Annotated in this window: 20 protein-coding genes; 12 read left to right on the top strand and 8 right to left on the bottom strand. The window is 69.7% G+C overall.

Features of this window, described 5'->3' with window-relative positions; genetic code table 11:
* Positions 1-48: 48 nt before the first annotated feature.
* From ACWCOV_RS39815 to ACWCOV_RS39790, 6 genes are all read left to right on the top strand, one after another.
* Positions 49-123, top strand: coding sequence for a putative leader peptide (locus ACWCOV_RS39815; RefSeq protein ID WP_449834566.1), 75 nt, complete (start codon positions 49-51; stop codon positions 121-123).
* 57 nt (positions 124-180) lie between these two features.
* A complete protein-coding gene (locus tag ACWCOV_RS39810; protein ID WP_449834565.1) occupies positions 181-1,101 on the top strand; it encodes a sulfite exporter TauE/SafE family protein in 921 nt (306 codons plus the stop codon).
* Positions 1,102-1,173: 72 nt separating this feature from the next.
* The gene (locus ACWCOV_RS39805; RefSeq protein ID WP_449834564.1) at positions 1,174-2,244 is read left to right on the top strand and encodes an ABC transporter substrate-binding protein; all 1,071 of its coding nucleotides are present in this window, start codon (positions 1,174-1,176) and stop codon (positions 2,242-2,244) included.
* A gap of 22 nt (positions 2,245-2,266) precedes the next feature.
* Positions 2,267-3,073 (top strand): ABC transporter ATP-binding protein, encoded by an 807-nt coding sequence (locus tag ACWCOV_RS39800; RefSeq protein WP_449834563.1) that lies wholly within the window; start codon positions 2,267-2,269, stop codon positions 3,071-3,073.
* On the top strand, positions 3,060-3,941 hold the full coding sequence (locus ACWCOV_RS39795; RefSeq protein ID WP_449834562.1) for an ABC transporter permease: 882 nt from the start codon (positions 3,060-3,062) through the stop codon (positions 3,939-3,941). The genes ACWCOV_RS39800 and ACWCOV_RS39795 overlap by 14 nt, the downstream gene beginning before the upstream one ends.
* Before the next feature lie 93 nt (positions 3,942-4,034).
* The gene (locus ACWCOV_RS39790) at positions 4,035-4,478 is read left to right on the top strand and encodes a PLD nuclease N-terminal domain-containing protein (RefSeq protein ID WP_449834561.1); all 444 of its coding nucleotides are present in this window, start codon (positions 4,035-4,037) and stop codon (positions 4,476-4,478) included.
* Between the two features lie 59 nt (positions 4,479-4,537).
* Here the strand turns inward: ACWCOV_RS39790 and ACWCOV_RS39785 are convergent, their stop codons facing one another.
* The 5 genes from ACWCOV_RS39785 to ACWCOV_RS39765 form a co-directional block, all read right to left on the bottom strand.
* A complete protein-coding gene (locus tag ACWCOV_RS39785; RefSeq protein ID WP_131350551.1) occupies positions 4,538-4,831 on the bottom strand; it encodes a WhiB family transcriptional regulator in 294 nt (97 codons plus the stop codon).
* 201 nt (positions 4,832-5,032) lie between these two features.
* On the bottom strand, positions 5,033-5,413 hold the full coding sequence (crcB, locus tag ACWCOV_RS39780) for a fluoride efflux transporter CrcB (protein ID WP_449834560.1): 381 nt from the start codon (positions 5,411-5,413) through the stop codon (positions 5,033-5,035).
* Positions 5,392-5,772, bottom strand: coding sequence for a fluoride efflux transporter CrcB (gene crcB, locus ACWCOV_RS39775; RefSeq protein WP_449834559.1), 381 nt, complete (start codon positions 5,770-5,772; stop codon positions 5,392-5,394). Before crcB (ACWCOV_RS39775) ends, crcB (ACWCOV_RS39780) begins: the two co-directional genes overlap by 22 nt.
* Positions 5,765-6,319, bottom strand: coding sequence for a histidine phosphatase family protein (locus tag ACWCOV_RS39770; protein ID WP_449834558.1), 555 nt, complete (start codon positions 6,317-6,319; stop codon positions 5,765-5,767). The genes crcB (ACWCOV_RS39775) and ACWCOV_RS39770 overlap by 8 nt, the downstream gene beginning before the upstream one ends.
* Positions 6,320-6,322: 3 nt before the next feature.
* The gene (locus tag ACWCOV_RS39765) at positions 6,323-6,655 is read right to left on the bottom strand and encodes a hypothetical protein (protein ID WP_449834557.1); all 333 of its coding nucleotides are present in this window, start codon (positions 6,653-6,655) and stop codon (positions 6,323-6,325) included.
* Positions 6,656-6,942: 287 nt separating this feature from the next.
* Here ACWCOV_RS39765 and ACWCOV_RS39760 point away from each other — a divergent pair, with 287 nt between their 5' ends.
* The 4 genes from ACWCOV_RS39760 to ACWCOV_RS39745 all read left to right on the top strand — a co-directional run bounded on the left by ACWCOV_RS39760 (position 6,943) and on the right by ACWCOV_RS39745 (position 13,322).
* Positions 6,943-8,037: a 3-deoxy-7-phosphoheptulonate synthase gene (locus ACWCOV_RS39760; RefSeq protein WP_449834556.1), complete on the top strand. Its 1,095-nt coding sequence runs from the start codon at positions 6,943-6,945 to the stop codon at positions 8,035-8,037.
* Between the two features lie 103 nt (positions 8,038-8,140).
* Positions 8,141-9,172: a LacI family DNA-binding transcriptional regulator gene (locus ACWCOV_RS39755; RefSeq protein ID WP_449834555.1), complete on the top strand. Its 1,032-nt coding sequence runs from the start codon at positions 8,141-8,143 to the stop codon at positions 9,170-9,172.
* 57 nt (positions 9,173-9,229) lie between these two features.
* Positions 9,230-11,236, top strand: a complete 2,007-nt coding sequence (locus ACWCOV_RS39750) for a hypothetical protein (RefSeq protein ID WP_449834554.1) — start codon at positions 9,230-9,232, stop codon at positions 11,234-11,236.
* A 10-nt stretch (positions 11,237-11,246) separates the two neighbouring features.
* Positions 11,247-13,322 (top strand): phosphocholine-specific phospholipase C, encoded by a 2,076-nt coding sequence (locus ACWCOV_RS39745; protein ID WP_449834553.1) that lies wholly within the window; start codon positions 11,247-11,249, stop codon positions 13,320-13,322.
* 14 nt (positions 13,323-13,336) lie between these two features.
* Here ACWCOV_RS39745 and ybaK read toward each other — a convergent pair whose 3' ends face one another.
* Together ybaK and ACWCOV_RS39735 are read right to left on the bottom strand one after the other, a co-directional pair.
* Positions 13,337-13,786 carry a Cys-tRNA(Pro) deacylase gene (gene ybaK / locus ACWCOV_RS39740; RefSeq protein WP_449834552.1) on the bottom strand — a complete coding sequence of 150 codons (450 nt, stop codon included), beginning with the start codon at positions 13,784-13,786 and terminating at the stop codon, positions 13,337-13,339.
* Positions 13,787-13,817: 31 nt separating this feature from the next.
* Positions 13,818-14,498, bottom strand: coding sequence for a helix-turn-helix transcriptional regulator (locus tag ACWCOV_RS39735; protein ID WP_449834551.1), 681 nt, complete (start codon positions 14,496-14,498; stop codon positions 13,818-13,820).
* A 75-nt stretch (positions 14,499-14,573) separates the two neighbouring features.
* Here ACWCOV_RS39735 and folE point away from each other — a divergent pair, with 75 nt between their 5' ends.
* Positions 14,574-15,185 (top strand): GTP cyclohydrolase I FolE, encoded by a 612-nt coding sequence (gene folE, locus ACWCOV_RS39730; protein ID WP_449834550.1) that lies wholly within the window; start codon positions 14,574-14,576, stop codon positions 15,183-15,185.
* Between the two features lie 4 nt (positions 15,186-15,189).
* Here folE and ACWCOV_RS39725 read toward each other — a convergent pair whose 3' ends face one another.
* The gene (locus ACWCOV_RS39725; protein WP_449834549.1) at positions 15,190-15,510 is read right to left on the bottom strand and encodes a hypothetical protein; all 321 of its coding nucleotides are present in this window, start codon (positions 15,508-15,510) and stop codon (positions 15,190-15,192) included.
* A gap of 306 nt (positions 15,511-15,816) precedes the next feature.
* On the opposite strand from ACWCOV_RS39725, the gene ACWCOV_RS39720 reads away from it, so the two are divergent.
* Positions 15,817-17,178 (top strand): 3' terminal RNA ribose 2'-O-methyltransferase Hen1, encoded by a 1,362-nt coding sequence (locus ACWCOV_RS39720; protein ID WP_449834548.1) that lies wholly within the window; start codon positions 15,817-15,819, stop codon positions 17,176-17,178.
* Positions 17,179-17,192: the final 14 nt, after the last annotated feature.

Here is a 17,192-nt window from a genome sequence, read left to right as displayed (position 1 = left end):
GTCTCTTGTGTGGGCCAGGGCTTCATAGCTGCTTTCCCGGTGTGCTGATTGCATGCACCCGGCGACGCCCTGACGCGGCGCCGGCATGTCGACCTGCTGCGCGTGAACTCCGCGTGCTGTTGACCTTCGGCGCACCAACTCGGTCCCGTCCACCCAGTCCTCGCCCGAAGGAACAGTCCCGTGCGTCGTCTCATCCTGATCGCCCTGCTCGGTTCCCTTGCCCAGCTCGTCGACGGCACACTCGGCATGGCGTACGGCGTCACCGCCACCACGGCCCTGCTGATCACCGGCATCACGCCGGCCGTCGCGTCCGCGTCCGTCCACCTCGCCGAAGTCGGCACCACGCTGGCGTCCGGTGTGTCGCACTGGCGGTTCGGCAACGTCGACTGGCGCGTGGTCGCGCTGATCGGTGTGCCCGGTGGTGTCGGCGCGTTCGCCGGCGCGACCTTCCTGTCCAGCCTGTCGACCGAGTCGGCCGCGCTGTGGGTCGCCGCGCTGCTGCTCCTGCTCGGCGTCTACATCCTGGTCCGGTTCGCCACCGGCAAGGTGCGGGCCGTGCTCGAGGGCCGGCCTGCCGGTAAGTTCCTTGGCCCGCTGGGCCTGGCGGCCGGGTTCATCGACGCCACCGGTGGTGGCGGCTGGGGGCCGGTCGCGACCTCGACGCTGCTGAGCAGCGGCAAGCTGGAGCCGCGTCGGACGGTCGGCTCGGTGAGCGCGGCCGAGTTCATCGTCTCGGTCGCCGCCAGCGGCGGCTTCCTGGTCGGGCTCGGCAAGGAGAACCTGCCGCTCGGCATCGTCGCCGCGCTGCTGATCGGCGGTGTCCTCGCCGCGCCGCTGGCCGCCTGGCTGGTCTCCCGGCTGGCGACTCGCTGGCTCGGTGTCGGCGTCGCCCTGGTGCTGGTCCTGACCAACGCCCGCACGCTGCTCAAGGGCATCGGCGTCGCCGAGAACACCCGCTATTTCGTGTACGGCGTCCTGGTCGTCGGCTGGGCCGCAGTCGTCGCCTACAGCGTCCTCACCACCGGCCGCCGCGCCGACGTCCGCGCCGAGCGCGAGCGCGAGCGTGAGCGTGAGCGTGAGCGCGAACTCGAAACCGTCTGACCCAGCCGGTCACCCCACACTTCCGCCTGCGGCCGCTCGAGCGGCCGCCTGCACCACCGAAGGTGTTCACGCATGTCCAGAATTCGTCCTGCCCGTTTGCTCGCCGCGTCCGCCGCGGTCCTGGCCCTGGTCGCCGCCGCGGCCGGATGCTCTCGTGCGGAGGGCAACGACGCTCCCGCCGCCGCCACGGACAAGGGTCCGGCCACCGAGCTGCGGCTCGGCTACTTCCCGAACGTCACCCACGCCGCCGCGCTGGTCGGCCTGGACAAGGGCCTGTTCACCAAGGAGCTCGGCAACACCAAGCTGGTGCCGACCAAGTTCAACGCCGGCCCCGAAGCGGTCGGCGCGCTGCTAGGCGGCTCCCTGGACGCGTCCTTCATCGGCTCCGGCCCGGCGATCAACGCCTACGCGAAGTCCAACGGCGAAGCGGTCCGGCTGATCGCCGGTACCACCTCCGGCGGCGCCCAGCTGGTCGTGAAGCCGACGATCACCAAGGCCGAGGACCTGGTCGGCAAGACCGTCGTCACGCCGCAGCTCGGCAACACCCAGGACGTGTCGCTGAAGAAGTGGCTGGCCGAGAAGAACCTGACCGGCAAGGTCAAGGTCACCAATTTGGAGAACGCGCAGACGCTGGACGCGTTCAAGAAGGGTGACGTGGACGCGGCCTGGCTGCCCGAGCCCTGGTCGTCCCGCCTGGTGCTGGACGCCGGCGCCAAGGTGTTGCTGGACGAGAAGACCCTGTGGCCGGACGGCAGGTTCCCGACCACCGTGCTGATCGTGCGGACCCAGTTCCTGCAGGAGCACCCGGAGAGCGTGAGGGCGCTGCTGACCGGCCTGGTCGCGGCGATCGACTTCTCCACCGGCGACCAGGCGGCCGCGAAGACCGTGGTGAACGCGCAGCTCAAGGAGCTCACCGGCAAGGCGCTGAAGCCGGCCGTCATCGACCGCGCGTTCGCCAACATCGAGATCACCGCGGACCCGATCGCGTCGACCTTCCCGCAGCTGGCCAAGGACCAGGTCACCGCGGGCATCGCCAAGGAGGCCCCGGCCGTCGCCGGATTCGCCGACCTCGGCCCGCTGAACGACGTACTCACCAAGGCAGGCAAGCCGGCCGTCGACGCGGCCGGCCTGGACACCAAGTAGCCGAGTAGCCGGGAGGCTGACCATGACCGCGACGATCGAGGTCGATCAGACCCAGACCGATCCAGGGGTGCGACCAGTGCGGTTCCACCAGGTCGGCAAGGCGTTCGGGCACGGCCGCGGCGCGGTCGTCGCCCTGGAGGGTGTCGACCTCGACGTCGCGGCCGGTGAGTTCGTCTGCCTGCTCGGCGCGTCCGGGTGCGGCAAGACGACGCTGCTGAACCTGGTGGCCGGTCTCGACCAGCCGACCACGGGGCGGATCGAGCTGAACTCGTCGCGGCCGGCGGTCGTCTTCCAGGAGCCCGCACTGATGCCGTGGCTCACGGCGGCCGGGAATGTCGAGCTGCCGCTGCGGATGGCCGGCGTACCGAAAGCTGTGCGTCGTGCGAAGGCTGCCGAGCTGCTGGAGCTCGTCCGGCTGGCAGGACTCGGTGACAAGCGGCCGCATGAGCTGTCCGGCGGTATGCGGCAGCGGGTCGCGTTGGCACGGGCGCTCGCGTCCACTGACGACAGCACGGGGACAGCTGAAGGCAAGCCGTCGCTGCTGCTGATGGACGAGCCGTTCTCCGCGCTGGATGCGATCACCCGCGACGTGCTGCAAGGCGAGTTGCTGCGGATCTGGCGTGCGACGGGTACGGCGATCCTGTTCGTCACGCATGACGTACGCGAGGCCGTGCGGCTCGGGCAGCGCGTCGTACTGCTGTCGTCCCGGCCTGGTCGAGTCGTACGGCAGTGGGATGTCGACGGTCTGACCGGCGCGGACGAGGCCGGGGCCGTGGACGAGATCAACGGCGCGCTGCGGAAGGTGATCAGCAGTCATGCCGCAGCCTGATGTCCACGAGGATCTGCACGCCGTCGAGGCCGGTCTCGACGCGCTCGACACACCCGTCAACCCCAGCGAGGGTTCGCTGGCTCGGCGGATCGCCGGACGGGTGCTGCCGCCGATTGCCGCGATCGCTCTGCTCGTTGCGGTGTGGCAGGCGCTTTGGGCGGCCGCGTTCTGGCCCGAGTTCAAGCTGCCCGCGCCGATCGACGTGTGGGGCCAGATCTGGCAGTTGGTGACGACCGGCGAGATCCTCGAGCTGTTCTGGGTCTCGGTGCACCGCGCCGTCATCGGCTTCGCGATCTCACTGCTGATCGCTGTCCCGCTCGGCTTGGCGATCGCGAACATCACCGTCGTACGGCGGGGGATCGGGCCGCTGGTGTCCGGGCTGCAGAGCCTGCCGTCGGTGGCCTGGGTGCCGGCCGCGATCCTGTGGTTCGGGCTGAACGACCGGGCCATCTACTGGGTCGTGCTGCTCGGCGCCGTGCCGTCGATCGCGAACGGGTTGGTGTCCGGTCTGGACCAGGTGCCGCCGATCCTGCCGCGGGTCGGCAAGGCGCTCGGCGCCGGACGGCTCGGCGGGATCCGGTACATCCTGCTGCCGGCCGCGCTGCCCGGGTTCCTGGGCGGACTCAAGCAGGGCTGGGCGTTCTCCTGGCGGTCGCTGATGGCCGCCGAGCTGATCGCGACCTCGCCGGAGCTCGGTGAGGGGCTCGGCCAGTTCCTGCACAACGGCATGTCGCTGTCGGACATCTCGATGGTGTTCGCCGGCATCCTGCTGATCTTCGTCGTCGGCGTGGGCATCGAGCTGCTGGTGTTCCGGCCGTTGGAGAACTCCGTCCTGCGGGCGCGTGGCCTGACCGTCACCGCCCGCTGACGACGGGCTGACCTCGACCGGCACGGGTCACGGCTTGGCCACTGGCGGCCCCGGAGGTGCGGCGCGTTCGGTGTCGCTCCGTACTGTTGGAGCGTGGTTCGATTTCTGCCGTTCCTGATCAGCCTGGCGCTCAGCGTGTACGCGCTGTTCTCCTGCATCCAGACGCCCGACGAGGACGTGCCGCACCTGCCCAAGCTGGTGTGGATCGTCCTGATCGTGTTCGTCCCGTTCGTCGGGCCGATCGTGTGGCTGCTGATGCTGCGCTACCAGCTCGGTCGTCGTGATCGGGCCGCGCGGCAGCCGAAGCCGCCCACCCGACCGGTCGCGCCGGACGACGATCCGGACTTCCTCAAGTCGCTGGACCGCTTCCGCGACCCGCGCACGACCGTGAAGCCACCCGAACCACCCAAGGACCCCGAGCCCGAGGCCGCGGCCGAGCCGGACGAGAAGCCCGAGCCCAAGAAGCCCCAGCCGAAGAAGCCCAAGAAACCTCAGGACGAGAACACAGCGCCTGAGCCCGACGACGGCAAGGCCTGAACTTTCGCGCAGGCCCTACCGGTTCCGTCTGGGTTGTCAGTGCTGAGGCAGCGACTCCGTCACGCCGACTTGCGGTGCTCGGGCAGGAGGGTGTTGTCGCGCTCGGACTCCGTGGTGCCGCCCCAGACGCCGTACGGTTCACCGACCGACAAGGCGTGCTGACGGCACTCGGGCTGGACCGGGCAGGTCCCGCAGAGCGACTTCGCCACCATCTCGCGGGCCCTCTTGCGAACGCCACGCTCCGATTCGGGCGAGAAGAACAACTCCGGGTTGACGTCGCGGCACGCGGCTTGCGACTGCCAGTCCCACAGATCCATGAGCGGGCGGGGCAGGCGAGGCATCCCTCTCGACATGGCAACCTCCTTGACTCACCGTGAGCGCGGACGGGCGCTCGGTGAAAACTATGCTCAACTCACACCGAGTTCAACCCTTGTTGTCTCGAACTTCGGTCCATTTGTTATCGGCAGGTGGCGTCGCAGCCCGTAATCAGGCCCCGTTCACGCGGTGAGCGTGTTCACGTCATCACCTGGTGTGACATGAGTCACTCAGTTGCTTCAGGCCAGCAGAGCGCCGAGTACGGCGGCCGCCAGACCCACGCCGAGGTTGAGCACGACGTTCAGCAACGCCTTCCCGCGATGTCCGGAACCGGCCAGCGCGGTCGTCTCGGCGGCGAACGTGCTGTACGTCGTGAACGCCCCGCAGAACCCGACTCCGACCAGCAGCGTGGTCGTCCGGTCGGTCACTCCGGTCAGCAGCCCGAGCACGAAGCTGCCGAGGATGTTGACGGCGAAGGTTCCCCAAGGCAGCGGTGTGGTCGTCTTGCTGCCGAGGAGCAACCGCCCCACCATGTGCTTGTCCACCAGGAACCGCAACGGCGCTCCGACGGCCGCGCCGAGGGCAACGAGCAGGATGTTCATCGCGGCCGCCCGAGCCACTCGCCCAGGGTTGCCGCCAGCAACGCCGCCGCGAGCGTCCCGAAGAAGTAGACCAGGGCAACGACCGCATGCTCGGGCAGCAGCTTCTCGGTGTCCACCGCGAACGTCGAGAACGTCGTGAAGCCGCCGAGGATCCCGGTGCCGAGGAACGGCCGGAGCAGCGGGTGCGATCGCGGTGTCAACCGCGCCAGCAGGATGCCGATCGCGAAACAGCCCAGCACGTTCGTCGCGAACGTTGCCCAGGGAAACTCGCCGGAACCGTGCGGAAACGCCTCAGCGAGCCCGTAGCGGGCCAGCGAGCCGATGATCCCGCCGATCGCTACGACGCCCAGGACGCGAGGCAATCCACTGTCAGACATCGTCCGCTGGATCGTAGCGGTAGTACTCGTGGGTGCCGTGCGCCGTCTCCGTCTCGCCGGTCAGCGCCCGGATCACCATCGCGTGCGTGACGGCGAGCACCGGTCCGTCGGTGATCGCGGCCAGCCGGCCGAGCGCGGCCCGGGCCCGTTCGCGGATCTGGGACAGCGGCTCCCAGCGCCGCTGGATCCCGTCCGGCCACTCCCCGCCGTACGTGTCGAGCTCGGCCTGTGCGGCCCGTACGTCGGCCACCCCGCGCCACAGCCCGGTGTGGTCCGGCAGCCAGTCCCGCAGGTCGTAGTCGACCCGGACGCCGAGCGCCAGCCGGTGCCCGATGATCGCCGCGCTGTGCAGAGCGCGGGTGTACGGCGAGCTGACCAGGCACGTCGCTCCGATCCCGCTGAGCAGGTCCGCGAGCTCCTGTGCCTGCTTGGCGCCGACTGCGGTGAGCGGCGCGGTGTCGGCGGCCGGCCCGGGCAGTCCGCGGGCGTCGACCGGTCCGTAGTCCGGCTCTCCGTGCCTGACCAGGTAGATCTGCGTCACGGGCATGTTCTACCTGAGATGGCGAGCGCCTGCCCATCCCCGGGCGTGGCTGCCCGGGAGCGGATCGGCGATCGAAGTGGGCGGACGTACCTGATGCAGCTCGTCGAAGAGGCTGGACCTGGGCTGCTGCTCGATCCAGCGCACCTCGGTCGCCCCCTGGTGGCCGTGCACCGCGAGCACGGAGTCGATGTCCGGCCAGACCGCCGTCGCCGGGTTGCTGCCGCACCAGCGCAACGCCACCGACCCGTCGCTGAACACGCACCCCTCAGCCACCACGCCGGTCCCGGACACACCACTCGGATCCCGATGACGAACCAACTCGAAGGTCCGCGGCCTCACCACGTGATGCACTCCTCGCTGTCTCGACCGGTCTTGCAGCCCTCAACGACGGCGACCCGTCCATGGTTACTCGCGCGGGGCTGCTATCGTCGTACTCGTGAAGCGCAGCTATTGGCGATTTTTTGAGTGGCCGGCCCTGGTGCCGGGCGACTCAGCCGCCTGCTGACGCCCCACCGAAGACACCAGAGCCGGCCCGAAGGCAAGGACATGAGTCCTTGCCTTTTCTCGTTCCCGCCGGCGCTGCTCAGGATCCTCCTGGCGAGGCCGGCCAGACCTAAGGACCCCAGCAGATGAACACCCTCCCGCAGCGAACCAGCCAGGCGGCCGTCGTCGACAGACGGATCGAGAAGACCGTCCCGTTGATCACCCCGCTCGCGCTGCACGACGAGCTGCCCCTGAGCGACGCCCTGGCCCAGCGCGTGGTCGACGGTCGCCAGGCCGTGAGCGACGTGCTGAACGGCGTGGACGACCGCCTGCTCGTTGTCGTCGGCCCGTGCTCGGTGCACGACGCCAAGGCAGCCCTGGAGTACGCCGGACGCCTTCAGCCGGTCGCCGAGCGGCTGTCCGACGGCCTGCTCGTCGTGATGCGCGTGTACTTCGAGAAGCCGCGCTCCACCCTGGGCTGGAAGGGCCTGATCAACGACCCGGGCCTGGACGGCTCCGGTGACGTGAACCGCGGCCTGCGCACCGCCCGTCAGCTGCTGCTGCAGGTGCTCGAGCTCGGCCTCCCGGTCGGCTGCGAGTTCCTCGACCCGATCACCCCGCAGTACATCGCCGACACCGTCGGGTGGGGCGCGATCGGTGCGCGCACGGTCGAGAGCCAGGTGCACCGGCAGCTGTCGTCCGGCCTGTCGATGCCGATCGGCATGAAGAACCGCCCGGACGGCAGCATCGGTACGGCGGTCGACGCGATCAAGGCCGCCGCCGTGCCGCACGTCTTCACCGGTATCGACCACGACGGCGCGCCGGCGATCCTGCACACCCGCGGCAACCCGGACTGTCACCTGGTGCTGCGCGGCTCCGACAGCGGCCCGAACTACGACGCGGACTCCGTGGCCGGCGCGATGGAGCTGCTGCGCAAGGCCGGGCTGCAGGAGCGCGCGGTCATCGACGCGAGCCACGGCAACAGCCGCAAGGACCACCGTCGCCAGCCGGAGGTCGCGGTGGAGATCGGCCGACAGGTGGCGGCCGGAAACAACGCGATCACCGGCGTGATGCTGGAGTCCTTCCTGGTCGAGGGCCGGCAGGAGCTGGACCCGACCCAGGAGCTCACCTACGGCCAGTCGATCACCGACGCCTGCCTGGGCTGGGACACCACCGAGTCGGTGCTGGAAGGCCTGCGAGCCGCTGCGCTGGAGCGCCGTACCGCGAGGAGTGACGGCTAAGTGCCCCGCGTCGGGTGTCCCTTGGCGCTTGCGGCGCCCAGGCACGCACCTGAACACCGCAATCACTCAAGCGACATCCGACGCGGGACACTAGGCTCTCGGCATGGCTTCCGGACGGGATCGGTCGCTGCCGACCAGCAAGGACGTCGCCGCGCTCGCGGGTGTTTCGCAGAGCACGGTCTCGTACGTCCTCAGCGGCAAGCGGCCGATCTCGCCCGAGACCCGGCAGCGGGTCGAGGCGGCGATCGCGGAGCTGACCTACCAGCCCAACGCGGGCGCTCGGGCGCTGCGTGGACGCCGTACGAACGTCATCGCCTTGGTGGTCCGGCTGTCGGGGCACACCGACGTGCCGGACACCCTGCCGTACGTCGACACTGTCGTCGAGGAAGCCCGGAAGCGGGACTTCGACGTCATCCTCGTGACCTCCGGCGATGGTCCCGAGGAGCTGACCCGGCTGGCCCGCCGGTCGATCTGCGACGCCATCGTGCTGATGGACATCCGGCGCAAGGACGACCGGGTCGCGACGGTCGCGAACCTCGGGGTTCCCGTCGTGCTGATCGGGACCACGGACGACAACCACGGGCTCGACTCGGTCGACTACGACGCGCGTCGCGCCGGTGAGTCGATGGTGGCGGAGCTCGTCGCCACCGGGCATCGCCATGCGGTGCTGATCGGGGAGAGGCCGCAGAAGCAGCGCGAGTTCTTCTTCGCCGGCGAGTTCCATCGGGGAGTGACTCGCGCGGCCAAGGCGGCGCGGCTCGACCTGCTGGAGCTGCATCGATCAGGCCCGGGATGGGGTGGCGTCAGCGATCTGGCCGATGAGCTGTTCAGCGGTGACCGGCTGGGCATCATCGCCCGGACCCCGAACGTGATCGGCTGGGTCCTGCAACTCGCGGCCCTCCGGCAGCTCGTGCCCGGCCGGGACTTCTCGCTCGTCGGCCAGTGCACCGACGACACCGCGGTCAGCTACAGCACGCCGGTCAGCAACGTGTCGACCGAGCCGCGAGCCGTGTCCAGGCTCGCGATGTCGATCCTGTTCGACCAGCTGGACGGGGTACTCGCGGCCGGCGGCAAGCACCACGTGGTCGAGCCGCAGGCCCTCACCCGCCGGGCGAGCACCGCCGACTTCTCCTGATCGCATCCCGACCGGCTGTGTTACGGTCGATGTCGATACGTATCGACAGGAGGCGACGTGAGGCGAGCGTTCGAGTTCGGCGGTGGCCGCGTGCTGCTCGGTCCGGATGGTGGGCCGGTCGCGTTCGAGCACCCGGCGGACGCCGACCGGGTCTACCTGCTCGACGAGACGCGAGAGACGTGGCACGGCCCCGACCACTTCTGGGGCACCGGCTTCGTGATCACGCCGCAGGGATCCGGCCGCTGGCAGACGGCGGCCGGCGTCGACTGGACCGCCGATGGCGTCACCGTTCAGCACGCACCACGCCCGGATCTCGAACTGACCGTCGTACGACGAGTGGCCGGCGACCGCTTCACCGAGTCGTACACCTGGACCAACGTCGGTGATCAGGCGATGGACCTCACCGGGTTGGCGATCAACGTGCCGATCCGCGACGTGTACGACGGCGCCGCGTCAGCGCTCGCGCAGAGCTGTCACGCGCACGTCTTCACCGGGGGAGCGTGGTCGTGGCTCCTGGCCGAGCCGATGTCGGCAACGCCGCCGCTGCTCGGCGTGATCGTCCGCGAGGGCGGTCTGTGGGCGTACTCGATCGAGTCCCGGAACCGGAACACCTCGTCGGACGTGCGTGGTCACATCGTGGTCCACCCGACCGACCACGCCCGGAACGCCGACGCGTTCGGCGGCCAGCCGATCCTCGCGCTGGCGCCGGGCGACAGCTACACGCTCGCCTGGGAGATCGGATGGTTCGGCAGTCGCGAGGCGTTCATCAGCGCGACCGATGCGCCTGCCGTGCTGCCGGAGTTGACCGCGTCGGTCGGCAGCGCCGTACCGGTGGAGCTCGCCGACGGGACGAAGTTGCTGTCCGAGCCGAGCGCCGAAATCCATGGCGTGCGGCATCTCGAGTTTGAACGGGACGGGCGGCGGAGCCGGACAGCGGTGGCGTTGCTGGCGCCGGTTCGTGAGCTGGTCGAGGCTCGGGTCAAGCGGATCCTTGCCGAGCATCGGCCGGTCGAACGGCCTGAGCCCGAGCGCTTTGCGTTTCTTCCGGTGGACACCCGCACCCGGCTGCGGCAGACCGAGAACGCGTGGCCGGACTGGACCGACGGCGCCGAGCGCGTCGGCATGGCCGTGCTCCTGCAGCAAGCCCGGATGCGGGGCTGGGGTGACGAGGCGGCGATCGACGAGGCATTGCTCGGGTACGCGCGGCTCGTTCGTGAGCGCTTCATCCAGCCCGACGGGTCGATCCGCCGGAGCAGCAAGCCGGGAGTCGAGCGGCTGCGGCTCTACAACACCCCGTGGGTAGCGCACTTCTTCGCGGACCAGTTCGCGCTCTTCGGCGACGCCGCCGATCTCGACCTGGCCGCGTCGTTGCTGGAGTCGAGCTATGCCTTGGGCACGGCCGATCACCTCTCGATCGGGCATCCGGAGGCGGTCGTCGCGGTCGCGACGGCTCTGGAGCAGGCGGGCGACGCGGCGCGCGCGAACGCCTTGCGTGCGGCCCTGCTCGACCACGCGCACCGCTTCGTTGCTCTGGGCACTGACCTGCCGGCTCACGAGGTCAAGTACGAGCAGTCGATGGTCGCGCCGTTGGTCAGCCTGCTGGCGATTTCGTACGACCTGCAGCCCGACGACCGTGCCCTCGCCGCGCTGCGGACGGCGGCCGGCTGGCTGCGGGCCTTCGGCGGTCCGCAGCCGCACGTCCGGCTCCGCGACGTCGGCATCCGGCACTGGGACGGGTACTGGTTCGGTATCGACCGGCAGTGGGGCGACACCTTCCCGCACTACTGGAGTGTGCTCACCGCGATCGCGTTGCGGCAGCTTCCCGCCGTACTGAAGACCGCGGAGAACCAGCGCGCGGCGGATCGGATCTTCGCCGCCAACCTGGTCGACTTCACCACTGAGGGTGACGCGACCTGCGCGTTCCTGATGCCCAGTTGCGTCGACGGCCGCCCGGCGCACCGCCCCGACCCGCTCGCCAACGACCAGGACTGGGCGCTGGCGCTGCTGCTGAGGTCGGACGGTTGTTCATCTGCTGTCAGTTCGGCGGCTACAGGGCCGTCCTAGTGTCCCGGGCATGACTGAGATTTCTCGGCGCTTGGTGCTCGGGTCGGCGGCCGGGGGAGTGGCGGCTTCGCTGCTTCCTCCGTCGCTGCACGCGGCGATGGCGCAACCGGTGAGGCGTGGTGGTCTGCGGGCGGTCGAGCACGTGATCGTGCTGATGCAGGAGAACCGTTCGTTCGACCACTACTACGGGACGCTGCGCGGCGTCCGCGGGTACGGCGACCGGCAGCCGCTGCGGCTGCGGAACGGCAAGACGGTGTTCCACCAGCCGAGGACCGGCGGTGGCGAGGTGCTGCCGTTCTCGATCCGGAAGGCCGCCGCGGACGCGGGCCGCGCGCCGGACGACATCCAGTACCTCGGCGACCTGCCGCACGGGTTCAACGACGCCACCCAGGCCTGGGGCAACGGCTGGAACGACGACTGGGTCCAGGCCAAGACGGCCGCCACGATGACCCACTACGAGCGCCGCGACATCCCGCTGCAGTACGAGCTCGCCGAGACGTTCACGATCTGCGACGCCTACCACTGCTCCGTCAACGGCTCCACCAACCCGAACCGCAACTACCTCGTGTCCGGCACCACGGGCTACGAGCCCGATACGACGCAGCGCGCGGTGACGAACGCGGCGTACTCCTACGACCACAAGGGCTACGACTGGACGTCGTACCCGGAGCGGCTCGAGCAGGCCGGGGTCTCGTGGCAGATCTACCAGGAGTGGGACAACTTCACCGACAACGCGGTCGAGTACTTCAAGACCTTCAAGGAGCTCGGGCACCGGATCCTGGCGTCGGTGCCGGGTGGTTACCGGACCACCGAGGAGTTCTACGACAAGCTGTTCGCGAAGACGCCGACCGAGCGGATCGAGGCGCTGAAGCAGCTCGAGGCGGCGGTCGCCAAGCAGCCCTCCGCGGACCAGAAGCTCTTCTACCAGGCCATGTACCGGTCCGAGCCGGAGTCGTTGGTCCCGCGGCTGCGCGCCGACATCAAAGCCGGCAAGCTTCCGCAGGTCAGTTGGCTGGTGCCGTCCGCGGTCGACTCCGAGCACCCCGGCGCGTCCACGCCGGTCGGCAGCGCGAACCTGGTCTACGACCTGCTCGACGCGATCGCCTCGGACCCGGAGACCTGGTCCAAGACCGTGCTGCTGATCAACTTCGACGAGAACGATGGGTACTTCGACCACGTCCCGCCGCCGGTCGCGCCGCGGCCCGCGTCGGGCAACGGCGACGACTGGTACAACGGCCGCCCGATCGGCCTCGGCCCGCGGGTCCCGATGACCGTCATCTCGCCGTGGTCGGTCGGCGGGCACGTCAACTCGCAGGTGTTCGACCACACCTCGGTGATCCGGTTCCTCGAGCGCTGGACCGGTGTCCGGGAACCCAACATCAGCAGCTGGCGGCGGACCGCCTGCGGCGACCTCACGTCGGCGTTCGACTTCGGCCGCGGTTACCGGCAGCCGTCGGTGGACACGCCCGGCCCGGTGCCGGCTCCGATCGCCCGCTGGCGGCCGACCCCGCCGGCCGACCAGGCCGTGCCGCTGCAGGAGCCGGGACACCGGCCGGCCCGTGCACTGCCTTACCGGCCGTCCGTCTCCGGCTTCGTTGCCGATGGCAAGCTGACGTTGACCCTCGGCAACAAGGGTGCCGAGTCCGCGCACTTCGCGATCTACTCGTACGGCGGTGAGCTACCGGCTCCCCAGCACGTCGATGTACGGCGGGACCGCGTCGAGTCGATCGCGGTCGACGGCCCGTACGAGTTCGCCGTACAGGGTCCGAACCGGTTCTGGGCCGAGCTGGCCGGGACTGCGGACGGCGCCGCGGCGGGTCTCGACGTACGCGCGAAGCAGGACGGCAAGTCGCTGGAGCTGTTGCTGGTGAACACGTCGCGGAAGCCGCTGACGTTGAAGGTGAACGCGCGCGGCTACGGCAGCAAGACCGTCACCGTTGAGCTGCGCGGCAAGCAGACCCGCGAGCTGGACTGGCCGACCGACCACGGTTGGTACGACGTCGAGGTCACGACGGCCGAGGACACGTCGTACCGGCGCCGCCTGACCGGCCACCTGGAGACAGGCAACCCGAGCATCACCGGCTGAGGCAGCCGCACGACCTAGCGGGCGATCGCCGCTGTACGAGCCTTGGTGATGGTGATCAGGTCGGTGGGTGACAGGCCGATGTCGAGGCCGCGGCGGCCGCCGGACACGTAGACCTTGGCGTGGTCGGTGGCCGTCGCGTCGATGACGGTGGGGAGGGCGCGCTTCTGACCGATCGGGCTGATGCCGCCGACGACGTACCCGGTGGTGCGTTCGGCGGCGGCAGGGTCGGCCATCACCGCCTTCTTCCCGCCGGCGGCGGCCGCGATCGCCTTCAGGTCGAGCTGCTTGTCGACCGGTACGACGCCGACGGTCAGCTTCCCGTCCACCTCGACGAGCAGCGTCTTGAACACCTGCTCCGGCGCGAGCCCGAGCGCCTCGGCCGCCTCCAGCCCGAACGACTTCGCCGCCGGGTCGTGGTCGTAGGTGTGCGCGGTGAACTCGACCTTCGCCTTCGTCAGAGCCACCGTAACCGGCGTGCCCTGACTCTGCTTGCTCTTAGCCACCCGCCGAGCTTAGGCCCTGCGGCACCAGCCGGACGCAGCAGTTGCCGGGGGACGGCTCGAGGCGGGCTTCGTACGGGATGTCGAGGGTGCTGACGAGGCCGGCGAGGAGGTGCAGGTTCATCCCGCAGACCAGGTGTGGCTGGTCCTTCGCGATCCGCTGGAACGGGCAGTTGGCGAGCGCGATGCCGTCCTTGTCCGGTCGTGGCTCGAAGCCGTGCGCCTTGAGGATCTGGTCCACCGAGCCCGCGCCCGCGGTCCGGCCGAGCGACTCGCCGTACTCGCGGGCCCGGCGGTTCACGGCCTCGCGGGGGGAGCCGCCGGACGCCTCCGCGTCCTCGACGGCGGCGGCGAGCAGGCGGCCGGCGACGGCGTACTGACGCTCGGGCAGGGTGAGGTCGATCTCACGGTCGGAGCGGTGGTACAGCTTCGCCGGACGGCCCGCACCGGGGCCGGAGCGCCCGCTGCGGCGCTCGAAGCAGGTGGCGAGCAGGCCTTCCTCGGTCAGTTTGTCCAGGTGGAACGCCACGGTCGTCCGGGGAATGCCGAGCGCGGCCGCCGCCTCGTCGCGTCCGACGGGCTCCGGCTGGGCGACGACGTACTCGTAGAGCCGGCGCCGGGTCGGTTCCTCGAGTGCGGCGACGGCCTGAACTTGCGCGTCCCAGGACGAGTCCACGACCTGATTCTATCGACAACATCGGTTGGTAGAACAGTATGATGGCAGTTCGTTGAGTTCTCAGGGAGTGTGTTGATGGCGATTTCGGCCGATCTCGAGTCCGTCCCTCTGCACATCGTCGCCGGTCGCGCGGAGATCGATCTGCCCGCCGCCCAGCGTGCGGTCGCCGATCTGCTGGCTGCGCTCGGGCGGGATCCGCACAGCGCGCACCTGGCGGACACCCCACGCCGGGTGGCGCACGCGTATGCGGAGATGCTCACCCCGCGCGAGTTCGAGCTCACCACGTTCCCGAACGACGAGGGGTACGACGAGCTCGTGCTGGCCAAGGACATCCCGGTGCAGTCGCTGTGCGAGCACCACCTGCTGCCGTTCACCGGCGTCGCGCATGTGGGCTACCTGCCGGGCGAGCGGATCCTCGGGCTGTCCAAGCTGGCGCGCGTGGTGGAACTGTTCGCGCGCGACTTCCAGGTGCAGGAGCGGCTGACCAAGCAGGTCGCCGACTGGCTGCAGGACCACCTGGCGCCGAAGGGCGTCGGCGTGGTGATCGAGGCCGAGCACCAGTGCATGTCGCTGCGCGGTGTCCGTGCCGCCGGCTCCCGCACCGTGACGTCGTCACTGCACGGCATCCTGCGCGAGAACCTGAGCTCCCGTCAGGAGTTCTTCGCCCTGACCGGCCTGACGCCCTAATCCGTCAGGCCGAGGCCACCGCCGATGCGTGGTGGGTGTGGCGTCCGGTGGCGAGGATGTGGGCGACCTCGCCGGGAAGCAGGTCGGTGCCGGGGACCGGCTCCATCTCGGACACGTCCAGCCAGCGGACGACGGTCGCGCCGCAGTGGCCGTGGACGGCGAGGATGGAGTCGAGATCCGGCCAGACCGCCGTGGACGGGTTGGCGCCGTGCCAGCGCAGCGCGACCGAGCCGTCGGTGAAGACGCACCCTTCCGCAACGACGCCGGTCCCGGAGACTCCGCTGATGTCTGTGTAGCGCACGAGTTCGAAAGTCTGCGGTTTCACCGGCGGACCTCGCCGGGACGACCTGGTTGATGGGAACTTCGTTGGCCTGAGGGTGCTGCCATGGTCCTTTCCCCGTGGTCGGCGTGGGTGGGCGCTCGCCACAAACCGGGGACAATACCGACTGTCAGCGGGGAAGGACGGTCTGTAGCGACTCTTCTTCTGCAAATCAAGCTAGATCCATTCCGGGCAACACGCCAGACCCTTTCCAGCGTGTCTCGGCGTTCGGTCGGCGCCGAGCGTGCGAAACCCCTGCAACTCCTGACAAATCGGTGGGTTCGGGAACGCTCGGCGTGATCGAATACGGACGTGTTTCTGACCCTTGCCACCGACCTCGCCGGCGCCGGCGCACCGGCCAGCGACTTCGGGTTCCTGCTGCACAAGAATCCGGCCCGGCCGCAGGGTGTCGAGATCACCGGTGGCACCGCGCAGGTGTTCTACCCGGAAGCGTCGAACGATCGTTGTACGGCGGCGGTGCTGCTCGAGATCGACCCGATCGCGCTGGTGCGGTCCCGGCGTGGGAAGGCCGCGGAAGGGTTCACGCTCGGGCAGTACGTGAACGATCGCCCGTACGCCGCGTCCAGCCTGCTCGCGGTCGCGCTCGGCAAGCTGTTCCGGACCGCGATGAACGGCCGCTGTGATGCCAGGCCGGAGCTGGCCGCACGCCCGATTCCGCTGGAGATTCACATCCCCGCGCTTCCGTGCAGCGGTGGTGCGGAGCTGGCCGAGCAGCTGTTCGCTCCGCTCGGCTGGAACGTCGACGCTCGGCCGGTGCCGCTCGACCCGGAGATCCCGTCGTGGGGTCCGTCCCGGTACGTCGATCTGCGGCTGACCGGCGTACTCCGGCTGGCCGACGCGCTCAACCACCTGTACGTGATGCTGCCGGTGCTGGATGACGCGAAGCACTACTGGGTCGGTCCGGACGAGGTCGACAAGCTCGTCCGCGCGGGTGAGGGGTGGCTTGCTGCGCACCCGTCGAAGGAGCTGATCTCGCGGCGGTATCTGGCTCACCGTCGATACCTCGCCGACACCGCGCTCGAGCGTCTTGCCGAGGCCGACGGCGTGGTTGAGCCGGAGGTGGCGTCGGACGAGGGCGGACCGGTGTCGCTTGCGGTTGAGCGTCGTACGACGGTTGCCGCTGTGCTGAAGGAGCTTGGGGCGCGGCGAATCGCGGACCTCGGGTGTGGTGAGGGCGCGCTGGTCGGCGAGCTGCTGAAGGACCCGATGATCGGGGAGCTGATCGCGACCGACGTGTCGGCGCGTTCTCTGGTCAGCGCCAAACGCCGCCTGCACTACGACGACCTCCCGGACCGCCAGCGCGACCGCCTCCGTTTCCTGCAGTCCTCGGTCACGTACGCCGACCACCGCCTGACCGGCCTGGACGCCGCCGTCCTGATGGAGGTCGTCGAACACGTCGACCCACCCCGCCTCCCCGCCCTCGCCAAGTCCGTCTTCCAAACCGCCCGCCCCGGAGCCGTCATCGTCACCACCCCCAACCGCGAGTACAACTCCCGCTTCGAGTCCCTCCCCGCAGGCGCCTTCCGCCACCCCGACCACCGCTTCGAGTGGACCCGCGCCGAGTTCCACACGTGGGCGACGGCCGTTGCCGAGCAGTACGGCTACGCCGTGGAGGCCGGGAGGAGCTGTCGCCGTACAGCGACCTCGACGTGATGCTCGTGCACGCC

This window comes from Kribbella sp. NPDC002412, assembly GCF_053592935.1.
Note: the sequence above shows the minus strand (reverse complement) of the source record. Positions and strands in the feature narration are given on the sequence as shown.

What these genes read in the sequence shown, in the direction of transcription:
- ACWCOV_RS39805 (WP_449834564.1), top strand. Translation starts at nt 1,174, where the DNA reads ATGTCCAGAATTCGTCCTGCCCGTTTGCTCGCCGCGTCCGCCGCGGTC.
- ACWCOV_RS39800 (WP_449834563.1), top strand. Translation starts at nt 2,267, where the DNA reads ATGACCGCGACGATCGAGGTCGATCAGACCCAGACCGATCCAGGGGTG.
- ACWCOV_RS39795 (WP_449834562.1), top strand. Translation starts at nt 3,060, where the DNA reads ATGCCGCAGCCTGATGTCCACGAGGATCTGCACGCCGTCGAGGCCGGT.
- ACWCOV_RS39785 (WP_131350551.1), bottom strand. Translation starts at nt 4,831, where the DNA reads ATGTCGAGAGGGATGCCTCGCCTGCCCCGCCCGCTCATGGATCTGTGG.
- crcB (WP_449834559.1), bottom strand. Translation starts at nt 5,772, where the DNA reads ATGTCTGACAGTGGATTGCCTCGCGTCCTGGGCGTCGTAGCGATCGGC.
- ACWCOV_RS39770 (WP_449834558.1), bottom strand. Translation starts at nt 6,319, where the DNA reads ATGCCCGTGACGCAGATCTACCTGGTCAGGCACGGAGAGCCGGACTAC.
- ACWCOV_RS39760 (WP_449834556.1), top strand. Translation starts at nt 6,943, where the DNA reads ATGAACACCCTCCCGCAGCGAACCAGCCAGGCGGCCGTCGTCGACAGA.
- ACWCOV_RS39755 (WP_449834555.1), top strand. Translation starts at nt 8,141, where the DNA reads ATGGCTTCCGGACGGGATCGGTCGCTGCCGACCAGCAAGGACGTCGCC.
- ACWCOV_RS39745 (WP_449834553.1), top strand. Translation starts at nt 11,247, where the DNA reads ATGACTGAGATTTCTCGGCGCTTGGTGCTCGGGTCGGCGGCCGGGGGA.
- folE (WP_449834550.1), top strand. Translation starts at nt 14,574, where the DNA reads ATGGCGATTTCGGCCGATCTCGAGTCCGTCCCTCTGCACATCGTCGCC.